Source organism: gamma proteobacterium symbiont of Scutellera amethystina, assembly GCF_059730845.1.
The window spans coordinates 82,956-104,868 of record NZ_AP035935.1; the positions used below are offsets into that span (position 1 = coordinate 82,956).

At 51.0% G+C, this 21,913-nt stretch carries 19 protein-coding genes, 1 tRNA gene and 1 pseudogene; 6 read left to right on the forward strand and 15 right to left on the reverse strand.

Annotated elements, in window-relative coordinates:
* Positions 1 to 375 precede the first annotated feature (375 nt).
* A pseudogene (locus AC6I79_RS00420) lies at positions 376 to 883 on the reverse strand (tyrosine-type recombinase/integrase); the annotation flags it as partial.
* An 873-nt stretch (positions 884 to 1,756) separates the two neighbouring features.
* Between AC6I79_RS00420 and AC6I79_RS00425 the strand changes: the two are divergent.
* Both AC6I79_RS00425 and AC6I79_RS00430 read left to right on the forward strand, forming a co-directional pair.
* Positions 1,757 to 2,584 carry a hypothetical protein gene (locus AC6I79_RS00425; RefSeq protein ID WP_498027503.1) on the forward strand — a complete coding sequence of 276 codons (828 nt, stop codon included), beginning with the start codon at positions 1,757 to 1,759 and terminating at the stop codon, positions 2,582 to 2,584.
* Between the two features lie 251 nt (positions 2,585 to 2,835).
* Positions 2,836 to 3,810 (forward strand): hypothetical protein, encoded by a 975-nt coding sequence (locus tag AC6I79_RS00430; protein ID WP_498027504.1) that lies wholly within the window; start codon positions 2,836 to 2,838, stop codon positions 3,808 to 3,810.
* Between the two features lie 209 nt (positions 3,811 to 4,019).
* On the opposite strand, the gene AC6I79_RS00435 is transcribed toward AC6I79_RS00430, so the two are convergent.
* Genes AC6I79_RS00435 through AC6I79_RS00460 form a run of 6 tightly spaced genes read right to left on the reverse strand, consistent with a single transcriptional unit; the run spans position 4,020 to position 7,981 of the window.
* The gene (locus tag AC6I79_RS00435) at positions 4,020 to 6,332 is read right to left on the reverse strand and encodes a primase-like DNA-binding domain-containing protein (RefSeq protein WP_498027505.1); all 2,313 of its coding nucleotides are present in this window, start codon (positions 6,330 to 6,332) and stop codon (positions 4,020 to 4,022) included.
* A gap of 14 nt (positions 6,333 to 6,346) precedes the next feature.
* Positions 6,347 to 6,688: a DUF5375 family protein gene (locus AC6I79_RS00440; RefSeq protein ID WP_498027506.1), complete on the reverse strand. Its 342-nt coding sequence runs from the start codon at positions 6,686 to 6,688 to the stop codon at positions 6,347 to 6,349.
* Positions 6,675 to 6,941, reverse strand: coding sequence for a hypothetical protein (locus AC6I79_RS00445; RefSeq protein ID WP_058781704.1), 267 nt, complete (start codon positions 6,939 to 6,941; stop codon positions 6,675 to 6,677). The genes AC6I79_RS00440 and AC6I79_RS00445 overlap by 14 nt, the downstream gene beginning before the upstream one ends.
* Complete coding sequence (locus tag AC6I79_RS00450) at positions 6,938 to 7,465, reverse strand: host cell division inhibitor Icd-like protein (RefSeq protein WP_498027507.1); 528 nt, start codon at positions 7,463 to 7,465, stop codon at positions 6,938 to 6,940. Before AC6I79_RS00450 ends, AC6I79_RS00445 begins: the two co-directional genes overlap by 4 nt.
* A gap of 13 nt (positions 7,466 to 7,478) precedes the next feature.
* On the reverse strand, positions 7,479 to 7,727 hold the full coding sequence (locus AC6I79_RS00455) for a hypothetical protein (protein ID WP_498027508.1): 249 nt from the start codon (positions 7,725 to 7,727) through the stop codon (positions 7,479 to 7,481).
* The gene (locus tag AC6I79_RS00460; RefSeq protein ID WP_064703300.1) at positions 7,724 to 7,981 is read right to left on the reverse strand and encodes a helix-turn-helix transcriptional regulator; all 258 of its coding nucleotides are present in this window, start codon (positions 7,979 to 7,981) and stop codon (positions 7,724 to 7,726) included. Before AC6I79_RS00460 ends, AC6I79_RS00455 begins: the two co-directional genes overlap by 4 nt.
* A 522-nt stretch (positions 7,982 to 8,503) precedes the next feature.
* On the opposite strand from AC6I79_RS00460, the gene sid reads away from it, so the two are divergent.
* Together sid and AC6I79_RS00470 are read left to right on the forward strand one after the other, a co-directional pair.
* The gene (gene sid, locus AC6I79_RS00465) at positions 8,504 to 9,220 is read left to right on the forward strand and encodes a capsid size-determining scaffold Sid (RefSeq protein ID WP_498027509.1); all 717 of its coding nucleotides are present in this window, start codon (positions 8,504 to 8,506) and stop codon (positions 9,218 to 9,220) included.
* Positions 9,217 to 9,468: an ogr/Delta-like zinc finger family protein gene (locus AC6I79_RS00470; RefSeq protein ID WP_058781709.1), complete on the forward strand. Its 252-nt coding sequence runs from the start codon at positions 9,217 to 9,219 to the stop codon at positions 9,466 to 9,468. The genes sid and AC6I79_RS00470 overlap by 4 nt, the downstream gene beginning before the upstream one ends.
* A 277-nt stretch (positions 9,469 to 9,745) precedes the next feature.
* Here the strand turns inward: AC6I79_RS00470 and AC6I79_RS00475 are convergent, their stop codons facing one another.
* From AC6I79_RS00475 to xylF, 8 genes are all read right to left on the reverse strand, one after another.
* Positions 9,746 to 10,663 carry a DUF4435 domain-containing protein gene (locus AC6I79_RS00475; RefSeq protein ID WP_498027510.1) on the reverse strand — a complete coding sequence of 306 codons (918 nt, stop codon included), beginning with the start codon at positions 10,661 to 10,663 and terminating at the stop codon, positions 9,746 to 9,748.
* 7 nt (positions 10,664 to 10,670) lie between these two features.
* Positions 10,671 to 12,104 (reverse strand): AAA family ATPase, encoded by a 1,434-nt coding sequence (locus AC6I79_RS00480; protein WP_498027511.1) that lies wholly within the window; start codon positions 12,102 to 12,104, stop codon positions 10,671 to 10,673.
* A gap of 160 nt (positions 12,105 to 12,264) precedes the next feature.
* Positions 12,265 to 13,446, reverse strand: coding sequence for a tyrosine-type recombinase/integrase (locus tag AC6I79_RS00485; RefSeq protein WP_498027512.1), 1,182 nt, complete (start codon positions 13,444 to 13,446; stop codon positions 12,265 to 12,267).
* 162 nt (positions 13,447 to 13,608) lie between these two features.
* Positions 13,609 to 13,703, reverse strand: a tRNA-Sec gene (locus AC6I79_RS00490).
* Positions 13,704 to 13,763: 60 nt separating this feature from the next.
* On the reverse strand, positions 13,764 to 14,942 hold the full coding sequence (xylR, locus tag AC6I79_RS00495) for a D-xylose utilization transcriptional activator XylR (RefSeq protein ID WP_021506871.1): 1,179 nt from the start codon (positions 14,940 to 14,942) through the stop codon (positions 13,764 to 13,766).
* Positions 14,943 to 15,035: 93 nt separating this feature from the next.
* Positions 15,036 to 16,217 carry a xylose ABC transporter permease XylH gene (xylH, locus tag AC6I79_RS00500; protein WP_058758166.1) on the reverse strand — a complete coding sequence of 394 codons (1,182 nt, stop codon included), beginning with the start codon at positions 16,215 to 16,217 and terminating at the stop codon, positions 15,036 to 15,038.
* Positions 16,210 to 17,730, reverse strand: coding sequence for a xylose ABC transporter ATP-binding protein (locus tag AC6I79_RS00505; protein WP_058758165.1), 1,521 nt, complete (start codon positions 17,728 to 17,730; stop codon positions 16,210 to 16,212). The genes xylH and AC6I79_RS00505 overlap by 8 nt, the downstream gene beginning before the upstream one ends.
* A gap of 27 nt (positions 17,731 to 17,757) precedes the next feature.
* Positions 17,758 to 18,750, reverse strand: a complete 993-nt coding sequence (xylF, locus tag AC6I79_RS00510) for a D-xylose ABC transporter substrate-binding protein (RefSeq protein WP_058758164.1) — start codon at positions 18,748 to 18,750, stop codon at positions 17,758 to 17,760.
* A 358-nt stretch (positions 18,751 to 19,108) separates the two neighbouring features.
* Between xylF and xylA the strand changes: the two genes are divergently transcribed.
* Both xylA and xylB read left to right on the forward strand, forming a co-directional pair.
* Positions 19,109 to 20,431 (forward strand): xylose isomerase, encoded by a 1,323-nt coding sequence (xylA, locus tag AC6I79_RS00515; RefSeq protein WP_058775593.1) that lies wholly within the window; start codon positions 19,109 to 19,111, stop codon positions 20,429 to 20,431.
* 17 nt (positions 20,432 to 20,448) lie between these two features.
* Positions 20,449 to 21,891, forward strand: a complete 1,443-nt coding sequence (gene xylB, locus AC6I79_RS00520) for a xylulokinase (RefSeq protein WP_498027513.1) — start codon at positions 20,449 to 20,451, stop codon at positions 21,889 to 21,891.
* The last annotated feature ends 22 nt before the right edge of the window (positions 21,892 to 21,913 follow it).

Consider the following 21,913-nt stretch of genomic DNA (forward strand, 5'->3'; position numbering starts at 1 on the left):
TGATAAGCTTACTTCACCTGTTTAGACAGATAGTAGCTGCTTTTAACGTGCGACGAATGGCGGCAGAACGGGCAGCGCATCATTGTTTATTCTCCTTCTGCGCGCACTTTTCTTTCAGCTCATGTCGTAGCTTATGAACGACTACCGGGCTGTTATAGAGACCCATATCAACGCCGGTCAGCGCAAGGCGATGAAGTCCTATTTGTGCTAACACTGGCTCACCCTCCATATCAAATCGCACGCCAGCAGCCGCTTTTGTCAGCGTTTCACCTGTTAGGCGACTCAATATCACCTCTGGTTTTTCGTGCGTTAGTGACGAGTATTCTCACAGATCACTGAGTTTTAGCGCCATAAGCTTGAGCTTGATAATCCGCAGCAGCGTTGGCGCACTTTACGTATCTTTTCTAATGAACCATGCTTTTCCATTCTTTTAAGTGTTTCAGCAGTTCCAGCGGCTCGATGTCAGCAATCAATTTCATGTCTATAAAGGTAAAGATATCCTCTTTGAACGTGCTTAGAATCTCCTCACGATAACGAAGTGACCAGCGGTCAGCTTTAGCTTTGTGCCATTCTCGCGCAATTGCCTCGAAAGTTTTTGCGGTAGCGATTTTCCTAGCTTGCCTTTGTACCTTCTTAATCGCGCCGGATCATCTTCGGCTGTAAAGCTGTGTCCGGCTTCATCTCGTTTCTGACGTGCCATAGCAAGCGGCATCAGGATAAACACCGATAGACAGTAACTTTCACGTCCTAAAACGCGTTACTTCATTCGCCAATAGCGAGAACCGTTGGGATTTATCAGCAAGTACAGACTACCGCCATAAGCGAGCTTGTAAGGTTTATCGAGGGGCTTTGCAGTGCGCACCTTGACGTCAGTTAAGTGCATTCCATCCCCTCTAGGGGGATCAATTTTGTGGGATAATTTTAAACCCCCCTTAAATACCCCGTTATGGGAGTTGAATTGAGTAGATTTAGAGTGACATCAGGAGAGTACGAGTTGAACCTAACTTGCAGATTTTAAGATTTTTATTGATGTAGCTTGAATTGAAAGGAGTAAGAGTGGCGGAAGATCACAGGAGTAATATTTTTTTGTATGCTGTTGTTTTTATTTGTTAAATTTTTTTGTTCTTTGATTGATATACACATTCTTATACATACATTAAACAGTCGACTCGTATCATACTCACCCTCAACTCAACTTCAAATGATCAAAAAGATTTTGCCTAAAAGTGTTCACACTATTCACCGTGTAGATTAATGCTTTAAAAACATATAGTTATAGTATGACTAGTAAAGCCGATACTGTACATGACTGTTCATCCTTGTGATGTGCTTGAGTCTGCATCAAGAAGTAATCACCACCCTTGTTCAAAGTCTAAATCAACTAACCATGTTAGAGCTTTACACCGGTCGATGCTAACTCAGGACCAGATATATTCATTCCGATGTGAGAATCACGCTTATAGACGATTCAAGGTATGCAAGTGCAAGGAAGAGATTTCAGTTACGGTTTAGTGCCAGCCCCCATTATTAGTGCGCCAGCACTATGGTATCCAGTCTGACAGTCCTACACTGAAGTAAATGAGTGTATTACGAATATCAAGCAATACTTACTAACCTACTAATAAATATATGATTTTTTTCTATTCTGGTTCTGTTTAAGTTTTTTTCTCAACAAAGAATTATGACTATGTAACATTCTATTGCATATGTTGGGTTTTGGAAATATATTGATAAAAAAGAAATCATTGGTGCTAAAATGGAACTCTGGAACTTCATCAATAACTCTTGGTTTGTTGGTATCGTCGGTGGGATATTGAGCGGACTTGCTACAACATGGATTGGCAGGAAATTATTTTCTGAGAAAGATAAAAAAGAATATATCCGAAAAGTTAATGCAACAAATAGAGAGATTGTATACTCACTGCGCTCGGCCATATCTGATAATATTCATCATGATCATAAAATAATCAATAGTCTAATGTCCGCTACCGCACGAAGAAATGGGGTGTTGATCTCCGATATTTATAGTATAAAGGAAATTACTGAGGATTTAATAAAGGAAGTGATGGACTCAAGCTTTATTCCGTCTGAATACAAAAAGAAATATTGCGAGGGCTTAACTAGAACCTACTTATCTGAAGGGGAAAATAAAAAATCAGAAGTACTTCCTAGTGAAATAAAAAATACGATTTTGCACTATTCAGCACGAAGAGATTCAATCATATCAACCTCAACTGCTTTAATTGGAATAATGGTTACAGCGTTTACTTTTTTGCTTACTCTAATTCAAAGCAAGTCAGATATGCTTAATAATATTGACAGCGTTATTTTCCCAAGTTTAAAAGATTCAGATGGATTAATTTTCCTGCTAACGGCGCCTGTTGTTGTAGCGACATCCGCTATGATGCTCCTCTACATGAAGAAAACTATATTACCCAGACTGATAGATAAAGAGATTGAACAGAAAAGACGAAGTAAAGGTTCACAAAGTGAATTTTTAAAGACCAAGGTTTATAATGAGTCGAAGGAACGCCACGCCTCCGGAGACAGTGATGATGGAAAAATAAACAGCAATGAAGAGTAAGTTCCAGGCGGAACCATATCTGGTTGTAAGCTATAATTCTTATTAGATTTTCGTTTACGTACCACGGTGATATGAGAAACCGTTAGAAGCCAAGGTATTACAAAGTCAGTTACAGTTTATTGGTGTGATATTCACACCAAAAATCACTAAAATTTATAGGGCGAAATTTTAATTTTATGCATCAGTGAACGGTGCTAAATAACTTGTTAAATATCACTTTTTACTGGTCGTTTGCATTTTTCGGAGAAATTATGGATAACTGGCTATATACCGAAGTAATCAAAGAAAACGATATTCGAGCGCCAGTGTTTGCTTGGCAAAGCACGATTAATTGGATGAAGGCGCTTCGGTTTGAAATAATCAACGAACATGGGTGCTCAACTAAAGAACAATTTGAGTCTTGCGTTAGGCATTTTAAATCGGCATATCCGAAGAAGTTATCCCCTTCTAATAATAGCTATATTTTTGAATCGCTGTACAAATCACTTACTGGTAGCCTTTCTTTACAGACCTGTGCTAAAAATTCCAGTAAAGAATCATGGATACTCCCTAGTGCAATTGTCACATGGTATTACTCCATATACTTCTCATTTTTATCAATGTTTGGTACTACAGGCCAATCTGTAGACGATAATCATGCTTCAGTTTATAGAGCATTCGCTTCAAATTTATGTGACCAAATGCCACACCCTCTTAATATGAAGGCAAGCTATTTAGATAATGAGAATTACAGCATACTCTTACCTAACTATCTTTCAGCGGCGAGTTTTAGCTTAAGTAAAAAATTCCCTGAGTGTGAAAGCGCAGCGAAAGGAATGATTCTTGAGTATCTTTCGGGAAATGCAAAATATTACACATGGCTAACCAAGGACCGGATTCTTAAAAAATCTGAATACACTGACTTCAGAAGTAAAGCTGCTAAAGAAGATAGAAATAGACAACTCCCTAAAAAAATAGCCTTCATGCATTGCGCATTTCGTTACAGAGGGAAGGCTAACTATCGTGATGGTATATATCTTACCTATGGAAAAGCCTCTGCTGAGGATACGAAAGAATTTCTTGAAGACATGAAGATTGTATCACAGTTTGTATTTATTAATGCTCTTGCACTGGTTTATAGATCACCGCTCAGTCCAGAGGTGAATAAATTTCTGTTAGATATTGATAAAAACTTAAAGGGGATTGAATGCATAGCTAACGATGAGTGCTTTTGGCGAGTGCTGTAAATAAATGTGAATTAAAAAATTAATAGGGATGTTCGGAATAAAAGCGTTTACGCGATTTTATTGTTCTCTGTGTTCCTTATACACCATTTACCAAAAAGCTGACGTTTAATACTCGCTCCAAGCTGCCTCTGGCGACTATTTTCATTAGATCGATTTCATTTTTCATCATATACAACAAACCGGCCTGAGCCGGTTTATGTTCCAAGGATTTACTGACTACACGCGGGCAGCCAGTCGGCCTCGCTGTCCTCATGCAGCGTGAGGTTAGTCTGGACGCCGTTATTCGTCCTGCGCTTCAGCAGTATCCGCTCATATTCCTTCAGCGTCTGCGGCACCGCCTGGCCGAATGCAGTCAGGCTCAGCGGGTGCTGATGGCCGCGCGACTCCATAAACGACAGGTAGGCATGATAGAGGTAGCGCTTCGGGTTCAGCGGGCGGATATTGGCGTTCCCCATAAACAGGCCGGTCGTGGTGCTTATCGGCATCAGGTAGGCGCAGAAATCGACCAGTGGATCAGCTTGGCGTTTAATCTCCAGCGCCTCGCCGGACGTCTGTTGCGCCTGTAGCAGCGCGCGGGCCTCCTCCGGCTGACTGAAACGCTGCATCAGGTGACGCACGATGACGGCCAGCTCGGTGCTAATTTTGTCCAGCAACTGCGGGTCACGCTCTTTTGCCGGTATCACCTCCGGGAACGTCAGGATTACCCGGCGGCGCGACACGCCGCCGCTGCGGTCGCTGAAGCGCATTGGGTTGTTGTTCACCGCTAGAATCACCGCCGGGATGTGTGCCGAGTAGGCGTCACGGTATTTCGGGTCGATTGCCACCGCATCGCCGCCGGTAATCGCCTTGATGCCCGCGCCGTCGCCGCTCCATTTCTCCTGGTCAGGCAGGATAATCAGCGAGAAGCCCACCACGCTCGCGCGCTCGCGGGAGGATTCCAGCGTGTCGATGGTGGCTGACGTGGTATTGTCTTTTCCGGCCAGCATCGTGGCGATGGAAGCCATCACGCTCTTGCCGCTGCCGCCGGGGCCGGTAACCTCGAGAAACATCTGCCAGTCATAGCGGTTTGCCAGCACCATAAATAACGCCGCGAGGATACGCTCCTGCTTGTCGTGACAGTGTCCGGCGGCCCGCGTTAACCAGCGCCAGAATGCCGGTGCGTGGTCTGCGAGGTTTTCCCCCGTACGCGGGACGGTGTAGTCCACGCTGTTGACGGTGCGCAGCCAGTGCTCGCGGTGGTGCGGGCTGAACGTGCCGGTGGAGGTATCAAACACGCCGTTACGGAAGCCAATCAGGCGGCGGGACGGTTCCCCCATCTGCGGCACCATCAGCTTGAGCGTGTCCAGCACGCTGCCGATACCGGCGGCCGAGAACGGGGCGCGCACCTTTTGAAACAGCGCGGCGATTTCCCGGCGCAGCGTCTTCACCTCCATCACCTGCCATGCGCCGTTTTCATAGCGGCAGATTTCCTCCCCGACCGGCGGCACGGCCAGCGCCTGCCCGTAGTGGGCGACCAGCAGTTCCGCCTTCTGGCTGGCGCTCATTGCCTTTAGGTCGGCCTCGCTGACGGATTCAAACGGGCTGAGTGGCTGCGGCTGCGTGAAGGCGGTGAGCTGCGCCTGCGTGGCGATATCACCCTGCGCCTGCCATACGTCATTCCAGTCACCCACTACCGGCGGCAGGGCGGCTTTACCGCCGCAGGCTTTCGCCGCTTCCTCTGCCTTTAACTGGCCGGTGCCGTTGTCGTCACGGTCGGCGGCAATCAGCATCATCGCATCAGGATGTGACTCTCGCAGCCGTTTCGCGAGCGCGGGCAGGTTGTTGGCGCTCAGCGCCACGTACACCGCCTGGCCTGTCAGCCGGTGCACGGTCAGGCCGGTGGCGTAGCCTTCTGTGAGCCATAGCGTTTTGCCGTCCGGCTCGCCTGCCAGCCAGTACGTGCCTTTCACCTGTCCTCCGGGCAGGGTGCGCTTGTCGCCATCGACGCTGATTAGCTGGACGTTAACGGCGTTGCCGGTTTCATCGGTCAGCGGCACAAGCAGATCGCCAACTGCAAAACTGATACCGCCACAGCGAAAACCCGCAGCCAGCGTTAACGCCTGAGTGCTGTGCAGCCCTTTCGATAAAAGGTAGGCGTTATCCGTGCGGCTAACGGCGGCGGCGATCAGCTTCTGCGCCCGCGCGGCGGCCTCAGATTGTGCGACAGCTTTATCCAATGTGTTCACCGGTGCTTTTGATACAGGTGGCAGCGCACCGAGCATGTCGGCGATTTTGATTGCCGCCTCTTTGGCGCTGACGTCGAGCGCCTTTTCAACCAGATTCAGGCCGTCACCGGCTCCGCACTGGTTGCAGTGCCACGTCCCCCGATCGTCCCGATTATCAAAGCGAAAACGGTCTTTACCACCGCAAACCGGACATGCGCCGTGTCTGCCGCTGGCGTGAATGCTGATGCCAAGCGCGGGCAGCAGTTGCGGCCAGAATCCGGCGGCCGCTTTTACCGTGTCAGAGACAATGTGTTTCATTTGCTGAATCTCCCTCAGTGCAACGTGGCGCGGCGAGTCGCGGCAAGCTGGCTGCAAAACAATTCATCCATCATGGTCGCACCAAGTCGGGTCAGGCGAGGCGGCGCGGTTAGCAGGTCAGGCTCAACCATATCGCCCAGCATCGTGCAGGCCATCTCCATGCCTGCGTCCGGGCCGTGGCGGCGCACATAGAAGCCCTCCAGCTCAAGGGCAATGGTCATCTGAAGCTCATCGATCGTCGCTGACACGGTGATGCCGAGGCCTTTGCAGGCATTCAGGTAGCCCTGCGCCAGCGCGCGGCGGTAAACGGCGGTGCGGACTTCAACAGGTAAGCAGGAGTGATTAACGGTCATCATGGCGGGCCTCCGTGGCTAACATGCGGGATTCACAGGTTTCAACAACTTTACCGAGCTGGTCGGTGAGCAGGGCAACGACCGAGGCAAGCGCCGCGCCGTCCGGCACGCAGCCGCGCGCGCTCATGCCGTTCACCGAGTCGAACATATCGAGCACGGTCACGCCGACCGCGTGCGCGTGCAGCAGGCGCAGGTAGTCAGCGTGTGGAATAGGGTAGGTCTCACTGTTATTCAGGCGTTTTGTGAGCGTGTTCATGCGACTACCGCCTTAACCGGCAGACGACCGGCAAAGGACAGCACGTAATCGCGGGCGAGGCTGGCGCGGGCGCTTCGCTCATTGCCAGCCACGGTGCGCAGCATGCAGGGACGTGCGGCAGCATCGGTGCGGCGTATAGCGGCAAAAATAAAGGTGAATTGAGAGTGAGCGGCAGTAAGGACCGTTGTCATGAGGACAATCTCCATTGAGTAGCGGTTGCTGCTACCACCGGAGTTCCTACGCTCATGGGTGGTAGCCCGGACGGGGGTAGGAATACCGGCCTCAATGGATACCGGCCAGCCCGAAGGCTGCCCCGCCCGGGCCACCATTACGCAGACGGCGCAACGGCGAAAGAACCGTTGCCCGGATAATGGGTGCACTGAGGCATAGACACAAAAAAAGACGCATGGCGCGTCTGGTGTCGCCATTGAGTAACACGGGTTCCTACGCCCGGCTGCCGATTTTGCGGCAGCACAAAAACTGTATAACGGCCGCTCGCCAGAGAAAAGCCTTTTTTCACACATCGGGGCGATTTCCTCAGCAACCGGTCAGGACGTGATCGGATTGCGGCGGATTTGATCGGAATTCCCCGCTCTCTTTCTTCGCCCGCTGCCTGGCAGGCTTCGCTTTTTTACCCATAACGGAGATGTGACCGTGCATTCCGCTGGTAAAGGCCGGTGCGGTTACTGGGCTGCCGCTGACGGCTGCCGTCAGGATTTCTGCGACAAAGGCGGCTTCTTCGCGGGTGAGCGGACAGGTTTTCGTGCTGACATTCTGCGTAATCATGCTGTACCTCCGGCGCGCTGTGCGATGCGGGCCTGCATCCAGCCGTCAATCTCTGACGCCAGCCAGGCGACGTTTTTACCGCCGAGGGAAATCTGCGACGGGAACTGCTCCCGGCTGATTAAGTCGTAAATGGTCGAGCGTGACAGGCCGCAGGTGCTGATGACTTCCGGCAGGCGCATAAAGCGGTCGCGCGGGAAAACGGCGTCGCGGATTGCAGGAATGGCGGGGGCCGGTACGGATGAAACTGCGTGCATGGTGTTACCTCATTATGAGTCCGGCCGGTGCTGTCCGGTTCCGGTAGTGTCTTCAGGTAACCCCTTATTCTGAGAATATTTTTCGGTAAGTAAACAAGTGTCCGGCTTGCTGAGATAAGCACGAATGAGTGTTTTTTAACCATCGTTTGCCATTAAATTGCAATGAACTGCAAACATTTGCCATTTGCAAGTTTAAGGCAATCAAAAGAATGTTATTGATAGGATTAAATGCTGAAAAATGCTCGCCAGAAAAAAGCTGTTATCTGAGGTCGCATGAACACCGGTGAATACTCAGTGAATACTTAATTTTGAAGTGTTCACTGTCTTATTTACTGTATTTATTATCTTTTTTATCTCAGTGAATACCAGTGAACAGTTATATAAAAAATATAACCTCTTAAGGGGCCGTTTCGCACCGGTTGTGCCCTTGTCTGCTCATCGACAGGCGGAAAGCAATGAAATGCACTGTCCTGTGGTACACGACAGAATGGCCTCATCCTTTACAGACGATGAGAGACAGCCATGACCACCCCGGAACAGAAATCTGCATCACTGGAACGCTTTGAGAAAGCCCGCGCTCAGCATACCGAAAGGATGAAAGCCTATAACGGTATCTGCGCCGATATCGTCCGCTGTGAAAGAGAGCAGCAGGCGGCCATCGAGGCAGGGAAAGAAGCCGAGAGCAACTGGCGCACGCGCTTTCGCAACCTGCGAGGCAATCTCACTGACGAGCTGCGCGCCGAACACTCTCAGCGCATCGCCAGCCGGGAACTGGCCGATGAGTTCGGCGGGCTGCTGAAAGAGCTGGCTCTGGATAAGCAGGAGGCGATGCTGAAATGTTGCGGCAGTGGGAAAGAGTACGTTGAATCGCACCGGGAGGCGTTTACCGGGTTCGCGGATGCACACTGGCAGTCAGCCCTGCGTAACGTGAGCCCGTCGCTGCTGTGGGCCATTAAGCTGCTTATCCGCCGTGAAGAACTTTCCCCGACGTTTGCCGGTGACGACCGGGATGCGATTCAGGACGTGGCTCATCTGGTTGGTGAAGCGCTGACGCAGGCGGCTGCGGCCCTGCCGGACAGCGTGATGAGAGAGGCACCTCTGCTGGAGAATATTGGTCTGTATCGCCCGCCGCTAACGGGTATTGATATGGAGCTTTACCACCATCCTATGCGCCGCCAGAAACTGGCGGAATCAATCCGGGCGCAGCGTGCAAAACTTCAGGAGGGCAGCCAGAAATGATGCACTGTCCCTACTGTAAAAGCGCGGCGCATACCAAATCGAGCCGTTATATGTCTGAGCAGGTGAAAGAGCGCTATCACCAGTGCACTAACCTGGACTGCTCCTGCACCTTCAAAACGAATGAGAGCATCACAAAGGTGATCACCGCACCGCCACAGCCGGAAAACGTACCTGAAGCACCGCCGGAGCCGGTAAGAGAACGTCAGACGCTGGGCCGTTACGGTTCTGCATTCCGCCAGGTTCATTAATCCCGCACAGCCGCTGCCCGACCAGCGGCTTTTTTGTGTTTGTCCTTTGCCTTTCTGAAGCCCTTTTTCTGGCCAGCCGCTTTGTAAAGAGAGATGCATGCATAGCGTGCATGAATTTGCATGAAAAACCATGCACCCCTTTCCCCCGTTCAGGCCATACCGGGCGCGGCTCTAACCGCATCATGCATCTGCATGAAAAGCGATGCATAAAGCGGGCAGGCGAGGGGGGGATAGCATTGCGCGCTACTAACGTCAGCCATTCATATGAAATGCGATCTCATATTCTTTGAATAAACGAATCAAGTTGTTGTATGCGTAAACAAGCAGTCACGAGCTTAGCTATCGATAAATCAGTATGATCATACTGAACTTTAACCAATGGTTTATCATTAGCAATCGCGTCAACGGGTTCGCCAATGTCATTGATATTATCAATTCGTGAATGAATATATTTTTTTATCCTCATTAGCCATTCACTAACAAAATGATAGACATACTTACCTCGAGTTAATTGATCCTTATCTAGTTTCATTATAGCGTCGTAATAGATCTGTTCATCTGGAGTCATATTCAACAGTCTTTCTGAAATAGCTGCCACCTCGGTTTGCTTAAGGATAACTTTATTTCTTTCAATTTTTTCAAAAACGTCACTGTTACTAGGGAATTCAATTCCCAGGCCGAGGATTCGTGACATATATAGTTGAATTGATAGGTTTTTTATTTTGCTGTAAAAGTCATCCTTAGCTTGAGAATAGTCTTCCATTATTTTGTCTAATATTTTTCCGTGCCGTTCATCAAATTTAAATGTTGAGACAATAAAATGTTTTATCACTCTTGCTTCTGAAAGCGGATTTTCAATCGCATAAAAAGGTAATGTGGTGATGTTCTCATTGTGGTGCGAAAATATTGAATAGTCTTGATCCACAAAAAAATATGTTTTATTTAGATTTTCATTTTTTTCTTCTTCAAGTTCTTTATAAAGTGAGACAGATTGATCCTTTCCTGATCCATTAATATGAGAGTGTTCTTTATCAAAACCAGAAAGCGTCAGTGCATGATGATAAAAATCATAGTCATCATCACCTTCATAAACAAATAGAATTTTCCCTGGTTTTTTGTTTTTGATTAACTTTAATCTCAAAACGCAAGGTTTTTTTATTGATTTCATCATCATGTTGAAACGATTATCATCCATGTTAACCTCAGTGCTTCACTACTTTTAAAGATTTAACTTGGGACTTTAACTCATTATTAAAAACAAAAGGCGAGTGTGTTATTGCTAACATTTGAATCAAGGATGGACTATTTACAATATCTAACAGGACATGTTCCTGCCATTCAATAGAGAGAGAAAGTTCAGGCTCGTCGATTAAAACTATTTTCTTCTTTGTGTGGTCAAGATACATGTGAGCCATCAGAGAGATAATCTGTTTTTCTCCAGAGGAAAGATCTTCAAGTTCAATAGGATTGTTTGTATGCATATCTTTAACAATCACTTGCAGACTTTCAATGTCATAATTTAAAGATTTGGAATCATCTGATAGCTGAAGGTACTTATTGCAAATGCTGACAAAACTTTCAATCTTATATTCAAGCTCTTTAGTAGAATCAATAACAGCTTTAAGTTTTGAAAGGAAATAACTTAACATGTTGTTTGATGATAAGACTTCTTTATCCTCAATTACTCGAGTTACCTCCTGAATTATTTTTTTATTACTATCTTTTTCTTTGCTAACAACTCTACCCAAAAATCTTGATAACTCAGATGCGGAAGGTAATTTTGGATTAGTTTCCGCATTGGCTTTACCAGTCATCATATCCTCGATGATGGTTGCGCTCAATGTTCTGTATCCTAAGCTGGATTTTCTTTCAATTGATGAGTTGATTTCTTTTAATTTATACTCAACATCATATAAGCCAAATTCTATATTCGATTCGGAATCAGGTTCTCGCTCATGAACAAGTTCACCTTCCCTAACGAAAATGTTGTTGCTTTCATTTCTGTTAAATTTGTCACGGAGTGTGGATTTTTCAATGCGACGATAAGTTGGTAGATGGATTATTTCAATATCTTTCGCTATATTTTTTATCTCTTCAATGGTAGATATTGTGTTTGTTCTTTTAGACTGTTCTGAAGTAAATAAACCATCTTGGTCGTATAATGAGTAGAATTTTTTTAATGCAGATTTTGCTTCCGTTAAGATAGACTCCAAATCTGAATGCATATAAGGACTTTCTCTGTAAAACCTTTTATACCATGAGGTGGTTTTCGCTTCTTTTACCTGCTTGCTTCTTAAAAAAGAAAGAGTGTCCTCAATTTGAGAACTACTCATTTTTTTAATAAGTGAAGAAAACCGAGTTGGCATCAAATCGCTTGAAATAAAATCAGAGTAGTTAAGCTCATGCATATCTAGTGAAAACTTTCTTTCTTTAAATTCAATAGTGATTCTTTCACATTTTATTTTCCTTAACTCATCGACCTCGCCTTTTAATGTGGATTTCAATGCGTTAATTAACGTCGTTTTCCCAGCGCCATTTTCTGCAATTATTATAGTGCTTTTTTCGTTAAAAACTATTTCAATATCCTTATAGCCATATAGTTTTTGAATGGAAAATTTCTTAAGTTCTAATGCCATGATTACTTTCCTTATATGTCATTCATCTCATTGCGATAATAATATTTTCAGGTCATTGTGATAAGTTTATATTTTAATAGCTGGTTAATTATTTTCTCCATAAGACTATTTTTACAAGTATCTTAGCATGGTTTAGGCGATTGACAGCGATGAACGACACTTATGTCTCATTTAAAGCAGAAAGAACTGAGTATGAATACCAATCCATCATTTTTCTCCTAGCATCAAGGTACTGTGCGTGATTATAGATCCCGCGGATTTTGTTTTTGTCACAATGAGCCAGTTGACTTTCAATCCAAGTGCTTTCAAATCCTTTTTCATGAAGTATTGTAGACATTGTGTGTCTAAAACCATGTCCAGTCGCTCTACCCTTGTAACCCAGTAACTCAATTACTTGCGAAACACTTTCTTTAGATATCGGTTTGCTGCGGTTATTTCTACCAATAAAGACGTATCGATAGTGGCCAGTAATAGGCTTGAGTTGTTTGAAGAGATCAATTACATGTGTTGATAACGGAACAATATGAGGCCTGCGCATTTTCATGCGTTCTGCCGGGATTTCCCATATCCCTTTTTCAAGATCAATTTCTTCCCACGTTGCAAAGCGCATCTCCTGAGTCCTTACACCCGTCAACATAACGATCTTTGTCGCATTCTTAGTAATGATGCTGCCGGTATACGCTTCCAGATCGCGGACAAAATGATGTAACTCTTCCGCTGATAAATACGGATGATTCTTTTGCTTAGGAACGGCCAGCGCAACAGCTAAATCAGGTGCAGGATTGTATTCAGCTCTACCTGTAATTATCGCATAACGAAACACCTCGCCGCAGCGCTGCCGCACCTTACGCGTTTTCTCTAACGCACCACGCTTTTCAATACCGCGAAGCACCTCAAGCAATTCTAGCGGCTTAATTTCCGATATAGGGCGATTACCGATGAAAGGAAACACATCCTGCTCAAAGGTCTTAATGATCTCCTCGCGATAGGCCACCGTCCAACGATCAGCCTTATTAGTATGCCATTCACGGCTTATGGCTTCGAACGAATTTTCAGTGGAGATTTTAAGCGCCAGTTTTTGAGCCTTGCGCTCCTCCACGGGATCAATGCCATTAGCTACCTGCTTGCGTGCCACATCGCGCTTTTCTCGCGCCTCAGCAAGCGAAACAAGGTTATATGAGCCAAACGACATCAGTTTCGCTTTATCATTGAAGCGATAGCGAAAGCGCCAGCCTTTGCTGCCATCCGGGTTGATGAGTAAAGCCAAGCCGAGGCCGTCGCTAAGGGTGTAAGGCTTTTCTTGGGGCTTTGCGCGTCGAATTTGTATGTCTGTGAGTGCCATGTGTATAAGTCTAAAGTGTGTATAAAAAACATATACGCAACACTATACACATTTGTCGTGGATTCTGGCAGATTTTATAGGACTCATACGGATGAATTTAGTATTAAGTGTTTTGTTTTTAAAGGATATTTAATGTTTTATCGGAAGGCTGAGGAAGTGCGGTGGCGGAAGATCACAGGAGTCGAACCTGCCCGGGACCGCTGGCGGCCCCAACCGGATTTGAAATCCGGCCGCCTCACCGGAGACGACGATCTTCCTTTGAAGATGCCGCGCAGTATAGCGGCAATTGGCGGCAAAATCTTGATCGCAGCGGGGCGTTACTGCACCTTCTCGCCGTGATGCTGTCGATACTCCTTTGGCGTGGTGGCGTAGCTTTTCTTAAACACCGAATAGAAGTACTGCAGGGAAGGATAGCCGCACATCTGCGAAATTTCATTAATATTCAATGAAGAGCAGGCCAGCAGTTCACGCGCTTTCTCCAGCTTTTCGCGGTGAATCATGGCGTGAATGGTGTCGCCGGTCTCATCGCGAAAACGCTTTTCCAGATTGGAGCGCGACATGCCAATCGCATCCAGCACCTGTTCGACCTTGATGCCTTTACAGGCGTTAAAGCGGATGTAATGCATCGCCTGAATCACCGCCGGATCGCGCAGCGAGCGAAAATCGGTAGAACGGCGGGCAATGACTTTCACCGGCGGCACCAGAATGCGTTGCAGCGGCAACGTTTGCCGATCGAGCAGACGATGCAGCAGTTTGGCGGCCTGATAACCCATCTGGCGCGTGCCCTGGGCTACCGAAGAGAGCGCCACGCGGGACAGATAGCGCGTCAGCTCTTCGTTATCGATACCGATTACGCTGAGCTTCTCCGGCACCGGAATTTTCAGGTGTTCACAGGCCTGTAGCAAATGACGCGCACGCGCGTCGGTCACCGCGATAATGCCGGTCTGCGGCGGCAGCGTTTGTAGCCAGTCGGCGAGGCGGTTTTGCGCGTGCTGCCAGTTTTCCGGCGCGGTTTCCATTCCCTGATACACTACGCCCTGATAGCGCTCGCGCATCACCAGCTGGCGAAACGCCTGCTCGCGCTCCTGCGCCCAGCGTTTGCCGCTGGCGGCGGGCAGGCCGTAAAACGCAAAGCGATGAATGCCTTTCTCTTTCAGGTGCAGAAAGGCACTCTCCACCAGCGCAGCGTTGTCGGTGGCGATATAGTGCACCGGCGGATAATCCTGCTGCCGGTGATAAGAGCCACCAACGCCGACAATCGGCACCGGCACATTGCTGAGCAGGCTCTCGATCGAGCTGTCGTCGTAATCCGCAATGACGCCGTCCCCCAGCCATTCGCGGATGTTGTCGATGCGGCAGCGGAAATCCTCTTCAATGAAGATATCCCAGTCGGTTTGTGAAGCCTGCAGATACTCGCCGACCCCTTCCACTACCTGGCGGTCATACACCTTGTTGGCGTTAAACAGCAGCGTAATACGGTAACGTTTTTCGTGCATCGTGGCGCGCTCCCTTAAACCTGTTGCGCATTGCATAGCACGGCGGAAAAGGCAGCAGAAATTGTTTGCGCCACATTGTGATCGCCCACGCGATTACACCCGGCGGCGCGTGGCCGTATCCATCCACACCGCCAGCAGTAAAATCGCCCCTTTGACGATGTACTGCCAGAAGGTCGGCACGTCCATCATGCTCATGCCGTTATCCAGAGACGCCATGATGAAGGCGCCCATCACCGCGCCGGCCACCGAACCGACGCCGCCGGCCAGACTGGTGCCGCCAATCACGCAGGCAGCGATGGCGTCCAGTTCGGCAATATTACCCGCTGAGGGCGAGCCAGCACCAAGACGTGAACTGAGGATCAGGCCGGCAATAGCCACCATGACGCCGTTGATGGCGAACACTGCCAGCTTGGTGCGCGCCACATTGATGCCCGACAGGCGCGCTGCATCAATGTTGCCGCCGATGGCGTAAATCCGCCGTCCGAAGGCGGTGCGCGTGGCCATAAACATGCCGCCGAGCAGCAGCAGTGCCAGCAGCAGGACCGGTGTCGGCACCCCGCGGTAATCGTTCAGTAACCAGATGGCACCCAGCACCAGAACGGCGGTAATCGCCTGGCGTGCCACCGTGCCGCTGGCGGCTGGTTGTGATAACCCTAGCTGCTGGCGACGCAGCCGCAGCCGCCATTGCCAGAGAATAAACAGTGCCAGACCGGCGAAGCCGAAGCCAAAGCCAACACCGCCCGGCAAATAGCTTTGCCCGATCTGCGACATCGCCGGCGTCGTTGGCGCTACGGTGGTGCCATCGGTAATACCAACCAGAATGCCGCGAAACGCCAGCATGCCCGCCAGCGTAACGATGAACGAGGGCACTTTACGGTACGCGACCCACCAGCCATTCCAGGTGCCCAGCAGCAGGCCAAGCACCAGCGTTACCACGATGGTCAGCGGCAGCGGCCAGCCGAGCCAGACGTCAAAGATGGCCGCGGCACCGCCCAGCAGGCCCATCATCGAACCGACGGAAAGGTCGATTTCCGCCGAGATAATGACAAACACCATGCCCACCGCGAGGATGCCCGTGATGGCGGTCTGGCGCAGCAGGTTAGAGACGTTGCGTGGGCTAAGCCAGGCACCGTCGGTGGTCCAGGTGAAGAACAGAGCGATAAGCACAATCGCTCCCAGCATCACCAGCACCTGCAGATTGAAGCGCGGAAACTTGCCCGGCGCTGGCTTGCCCGGGGTACCGGACAGGCTCTGGCTACTTTCAGTTTTAAGCATAATGTTCGCTCCGCAGGGCAGCTTCCATGACCTGCTCCTGAGTCAGGTTGTCGTTAATCAGATCGGCTTTGATTTGCCCTTCGTGCATCACCAATACGCGGTCACTCAGACCCAGCACTTCAGGCAGTTCGGAGGAGATAACAATCACCGCGATGCCCTGCTGCACCAGCGCGTTAATCAGCAGATAGATCTCCTGGCGAGCGCCGACGTCGATGCCGCGCGTCGGTTCGTCCAGAATCAAAATGCGCGGATTGAGCAGCAGGCATTTGGCGAGGATCGCTTTTTGCTGATTGCCACCGCTGAGGCGGCCAATCGCCAGCTCGGGTGAGGAGGTTTTGACACGCAGACGGCGGATAGCATCGTTGATCGCCTGCTGCTCCTGGGCTTCATCCAGCGTGGAGAAGCGATGGCTGTATTGATCCAGCGCGGCCAGCGTGATGTTTTTCCCCACGCCCATCAGTGGCACGATGCCATCTTTTTTCCGGTCCTCCGGCACCATGGCGATGCCGTGCGCAATCGCTGCCCGGCAATCGTCAATCTTCACCTGCTGACCATCAATCCAGATTTCGCCCTGCCAGCGACCGGGCCAGACACCAAACAGGCACTGGACCGTTTCGGTGCGTCCTGCACCCACCAGCCCGGCAATACCGAGAATTTCGCCGCGCTTCAGGCTGAACGACACATTATTAACGCGGCGCACGTGGCGGTTGACCGGATGCCAGGCGGTAAGGTTTTCGACTTTCAGTACCGTTTCGCCGATCTCGTGCGGCTGGTGCGGATAGAGCGCGGTGAGCTCGCGGCCCACCATCATCGTGATAATGTCATCTTCACTCAGCCCGGCCGCTGGCCGTGTGGCGATGTGCTGACCATCGCGGATCACACAGATGGTGTCCGAAATTGCTTTGACCTCATTAAGCTTGTGGGAGATGTAGATGCAGGCAATACCGTGCTCGCGCAGGTTAGTGATAATCCCAAGCAGCACTTCGGTTTCCTGTTCGGTGAGCGACGAGGTCGGCTCATCGAGGATCAGCAGTCGCACCTGCTTATTCAGCGCCCGCGCGATCTCTACCAGCTGCTGCTGGCCGAGGCCGAGCTCGCCAACTTTGGTGGCAGGCGAAACGTTAAGTTTGACCCGCTCCAGCAGCTGCTGGCAGCGCAGCGTCATGGTTTCATCATCGACCATACCGAAGCGACCGAGCTCGGCACCGAGGAAAATGTTCTCCATGACCGTAAGCTGCCGCACCAGCGCCAGCTCCTGATGAATAATCACAATGCCTTTGCGCTCGGTGTCGCGGATGGTTTGCGCCTCGATGCGATCGCCGGCAAAGCGAATTTCGCCGTCAAATTCGCCGTGCGGGTAAAGCCCGCACAGCACTTTCATCAGCGTCGATTTGCCCGAGCCGTTCTCACCGCACAGCGACATGACTTCACCGGCTTCGAGCCGCAGGCTGACGGCGTCCAGCGCTTTCACCGCGCCGAAGCGCTTGGTGATGTTGTTCATTTCCAGCAGCATCGATCTGCTCCTTCGCGTTTCAGGCGCTTAGAGTTCGCTCTGTTTATGGAAGCCGTCTTTCACCACGGTGCTTTCGATGTTGTCTTTGTTGACCGGAATCGGCTTCAGCAGGCGCGACGGCACCTCTTTCAGGCCATTATTCAGCTTGCTGTTGCTGGCGGGCGTTTTGCCATCGCCCAGTTCCACCGCAATTTTTGCCGCTTCGGTGGCGAGTTCGGTGATGGGTTTGTACACCGTCATGGTTTGCGTGCCGTTCATGATGCGTTTGATGGCGGCGAGATCGGCATCCTGACCGGAAATGGCGACTTTGCCCGCCAGTCCCTGCGCGCTCAGCGCCTGAATGGCCCCACCGGCGGTGGCATCGTTGGAGGCAACGACGGCATCAATGTGGTTGCTGTTAGCGGTCAGCGCGTTTTCCATGATTTTCAGCGCATTCTCTGGCAGCCAGGCATCAACCCACTGATCGCCCACCACTTTGATGCTGCCGTTATCGATGTAAGGTTTTAACACTTTCATCTGGCCGGCACGGAACAGACGTGCATTATTATCCACCGGCGATCCGCCCATCAAAAAGTAGTTCCCTTTAGGTACCTGTTTAACCAGACTTTCGGCCTGCAGTTCGCCGACTTTTTCATTATCAAACGAGATATAAAAATCGATGTCGGCATTATTAATCATGCGGTCATAAGCGAGCACTTTAATGCCTTCGCGTTTCGCTTCGGCCACCACATTACTCAATACCTGACCGTTATAAGGAATGATGACCAGCACATCGACACCGCGATTGATCATATTTTCAATCTGCGAGATTTGCGTCTCTTCATTGCCGTTGGCCGACTGGACAAATACTTTGGCCCCAGACTTTTCCGCCTGGCTGACAAAAATGTCCCGGTCTTTCTGCCAGCGTTCCAGACGTAAATCATCGATCGCCATACCAATTTTCACTTCTTTCGCCAGCCCGGCGTGGCTGAACAGGGCCAGTGCAGCGCTGAGGGCTAACAGCGTGTGTCTCATTTTCATCATGGTCATCCTGTAGGTTGAGGCTATTGTCGTTGTAAGGCTATGAACCAGGGCGGATGAATTGTTGCCCCGCGACGTGAACAACATCAATTACTGATTTTTATCCTGCTATTACGTTTTTTTGTTTATTTGTGATTCTTTGAGCGCGATCGAAATTTTACGCGGCCATCTGTTAAATCTTGCAGCGGCGCTGCGCGCCGGCACGCGATGTAATTAAATACATGGATTTGCGAGCTGCCGCACAAATAATAATTATCTTAAGTTCAGTGTGAAATATCGTAATTGAGCTGAACGCTTACGCCTCCGCAAAATAACGCTTCACTGCTGACCATTCGGGTCTGATGCTAAGGAGCACAACATGCACGCTTATTTCGACCAGCTTGAGCGCGTTGGTTATGAAGGGGCCAATACCACTAACGCACTGGCGTTTCGTCATTACAATCCGCAGGAAGTGATTCTGGGTAAAACCATGGCGGAACACCTGCGTTTTGCCGCCTGTTACTGGCACACGTTCTGCTGGAACGGTGCGGATATGTTCGGCGTGGGGGCCTTTGATCGCCCGTGGCAGAAAAATGGCGATGCGCTGCAGCTGGCGAAGCTCAAAGCGGATGTCGCGTTCGAGTTCTTTTACAAACTCAACGTGCCTTATTACTGCTTCCATGATGTCGATGTGTCACCGGAAGGTGATTCGCTGCGCAGCTACCAGGAAAACCTGGCGGTAATGACCGATAAACTGCTGGAAAAACAGCAGGAAACCGGCGTCAGATTGCTGTGGGGCACCGCGAACTGCTTTACGCATCCCCGCTATGCGGCCGGCGCGGCGACCAGCCCGGATCCGGAAATTTTCGCCTGGGCAGCCAGCCAGGTGTGCAGCGCGATGCAGGCGACGCAGACGCTGGGCGGTGAAAACTATGTGCTGTGGGGCGGACGCGAAGGATACGAGACGCTGCTGAATACCGATTTGCGGCAGGAGCGCGAGCAGATCGGGCGCTTCATGCAGATGGTGGTGGAGCACAAGCATAAAATCGGTTTCCAGGGGATGCTGCTGATTGAGCCGAAGCCGCAGGAGCCGACTAAACATCAGTATGACTTTGATGTCGCGACGGTCTACGGTTTCCTCCGCCAGTTTGGCCTGGAAAAAGAGATCAAAGTGAATGTGGAAGCCAACCATGCCACGCTGGCGGGTCACTCTTTCCATCATGAAATTGCGACGGCGATTGCGCTGGGCATCTTCGGTTCGGTCGATGCCAACCGCGGTGACAGCCAGTGCGGCTGGGATACCGATCAGTTCCCGAACAGCGTCGAAGAAAACGCGCTGGTGATGTACGAAATCCTCAAAGCGGGCGGGTTCACCACCGGCGGCTTAAACTTTGATGCCAAAGTACGGCGCCAGAGCACCGACAAATACGATCTGTTTTATGGCCACATCGGCGCGATGGATACCATGGCGCTGGCGCTGAAAGTGGCGGCGCGTATGGTGAGCGATGGTGAGCTGGATAAGCGCGTGGCGCAGCGCTATAGCGGCTGGAATGGTGAGTTCGGCCAGCAAATTCTGAAAGGCGAGTTTTCTCTTGCCTCGCTGGCGGCGCATGCTCAGCAGCAGCAACTCAATCCGCAGCATCGCAGCGGACGCCAGGAGCAGCTGGAAAATCTGGTGAATCACTATTTGTATAATTTCTAATCCATCGGGAGCTAAGCATGGTTATCGGGATCGATTTAGGCACCTCCGGCGTTAAAGTGGCGCTGCTGGATGCGCACGGCCAGGTTCAGGCAACGGCCAGCGCGCCGCTGCAGGTGACGCGTCCGCAGCCGCTATGGAGCGAACAGGATCCCGAAAGCTGGTGGCAGGCCACCGATAGTGCCATGCAGGCGCTGGCGCAGCAGCACGATTTACGCCACGTCAGCGCCATCGGCTTTAGCGGCCAGATGCACGGCGCGACGCTGCTGGACGCCGCGCATCAGGTGCTGCGTCCGGCGATCCTGTGGAACGATGGGCGCAGCAGCGCGCAGTGTCACGAGCTGGAGCAGCGCGTGCCGACGTCGCGTCAGATTACCGGCAACCTGATGATGCCGGGTTTTACCGCGCCCAAATTGTTGTGGGTGCAGCAGCATGAACCGGCGATATTTGCGCAGGTAGCAAAAGTGCTGCTGCCGAAAGATTATCTGCGCTGGCGGATGAGCGGCGATTTCGCCACCGATATGTCAGATGCGGCGGGAACAATGTGGCTGGATGTGGCACAGCGCGACTGGAGCGATGCAATGCTGGCGGCGTGCGGGCTGAACCGCAGCCACATGCCGCAGCTGTTTGAAGGCAACCAGATTACCGGCACGCTGCTGCCGGAAATTGCGGCGCGCTGGGGGATGGAGCCGGTGCCGCTGGTGGCCGGCGGCGGCGACAATGCGGCTGGCGCCGTGGGCGTTGGCATGGTTGAGCGAGGGCAGGGCATGCTGTCGCTCGGCACCTCCGGCGTCTATTTTCTGGTGAGCGAAGGCTATCTCAGCAATCCGCAACGCGCCGTGCACAGTTTCTGTCATGCGCTGCCGCAGCGCTGGCATCTGATGTCGGTGATGCTGAGTGCCGCCGCCTGTCTGGACTGGGCCGCTGCGCTGACCGGCTGCGATGATGTGCCGCACCTGCTGGCCGAAGCTGAACGCGCCAGCGCGCAGGCCACGCCGGTATGGTTTTTGCCTTATCTTTCCGGAGAGCGCACGCCGCACAATAATCCGCAGGCACAGGGGGCTTTCTTTGGCCTGACGCACCAGCACGGCCGGCCGGAACTGGCGCGCGCGGTGCTGGAAGGCGTGGGCTTTGCGCTGGCGGAAGGCATGGATGCGGTGCATGAGTGTGGCGTACTGCCCAACACGGTGATGCTGATTGGCGGCGGTGCGCGCAGCGCGTACTGGCGGCAGATGCTGGCGGACATCAGCGGACTGACGCTGGATTATTGTCACGGCGGCGAGGTGGGACCGGCACTCGGTGCCGCGCGCCTGGCGCAGCTGGCGATGGACCCGACCAGCGAATGGCCGGCACCGGCGTTAGTGCAGCGCCATCAGCCGGATGCCGCGCAGCATCAGGCCTATCAGCCGCGCCGTGCGCGCTTTGCGCAGCTATACCAGCAGCTGTTGCCACTGATGTCCTGATTTGGCTGACGCATGGCCGGAT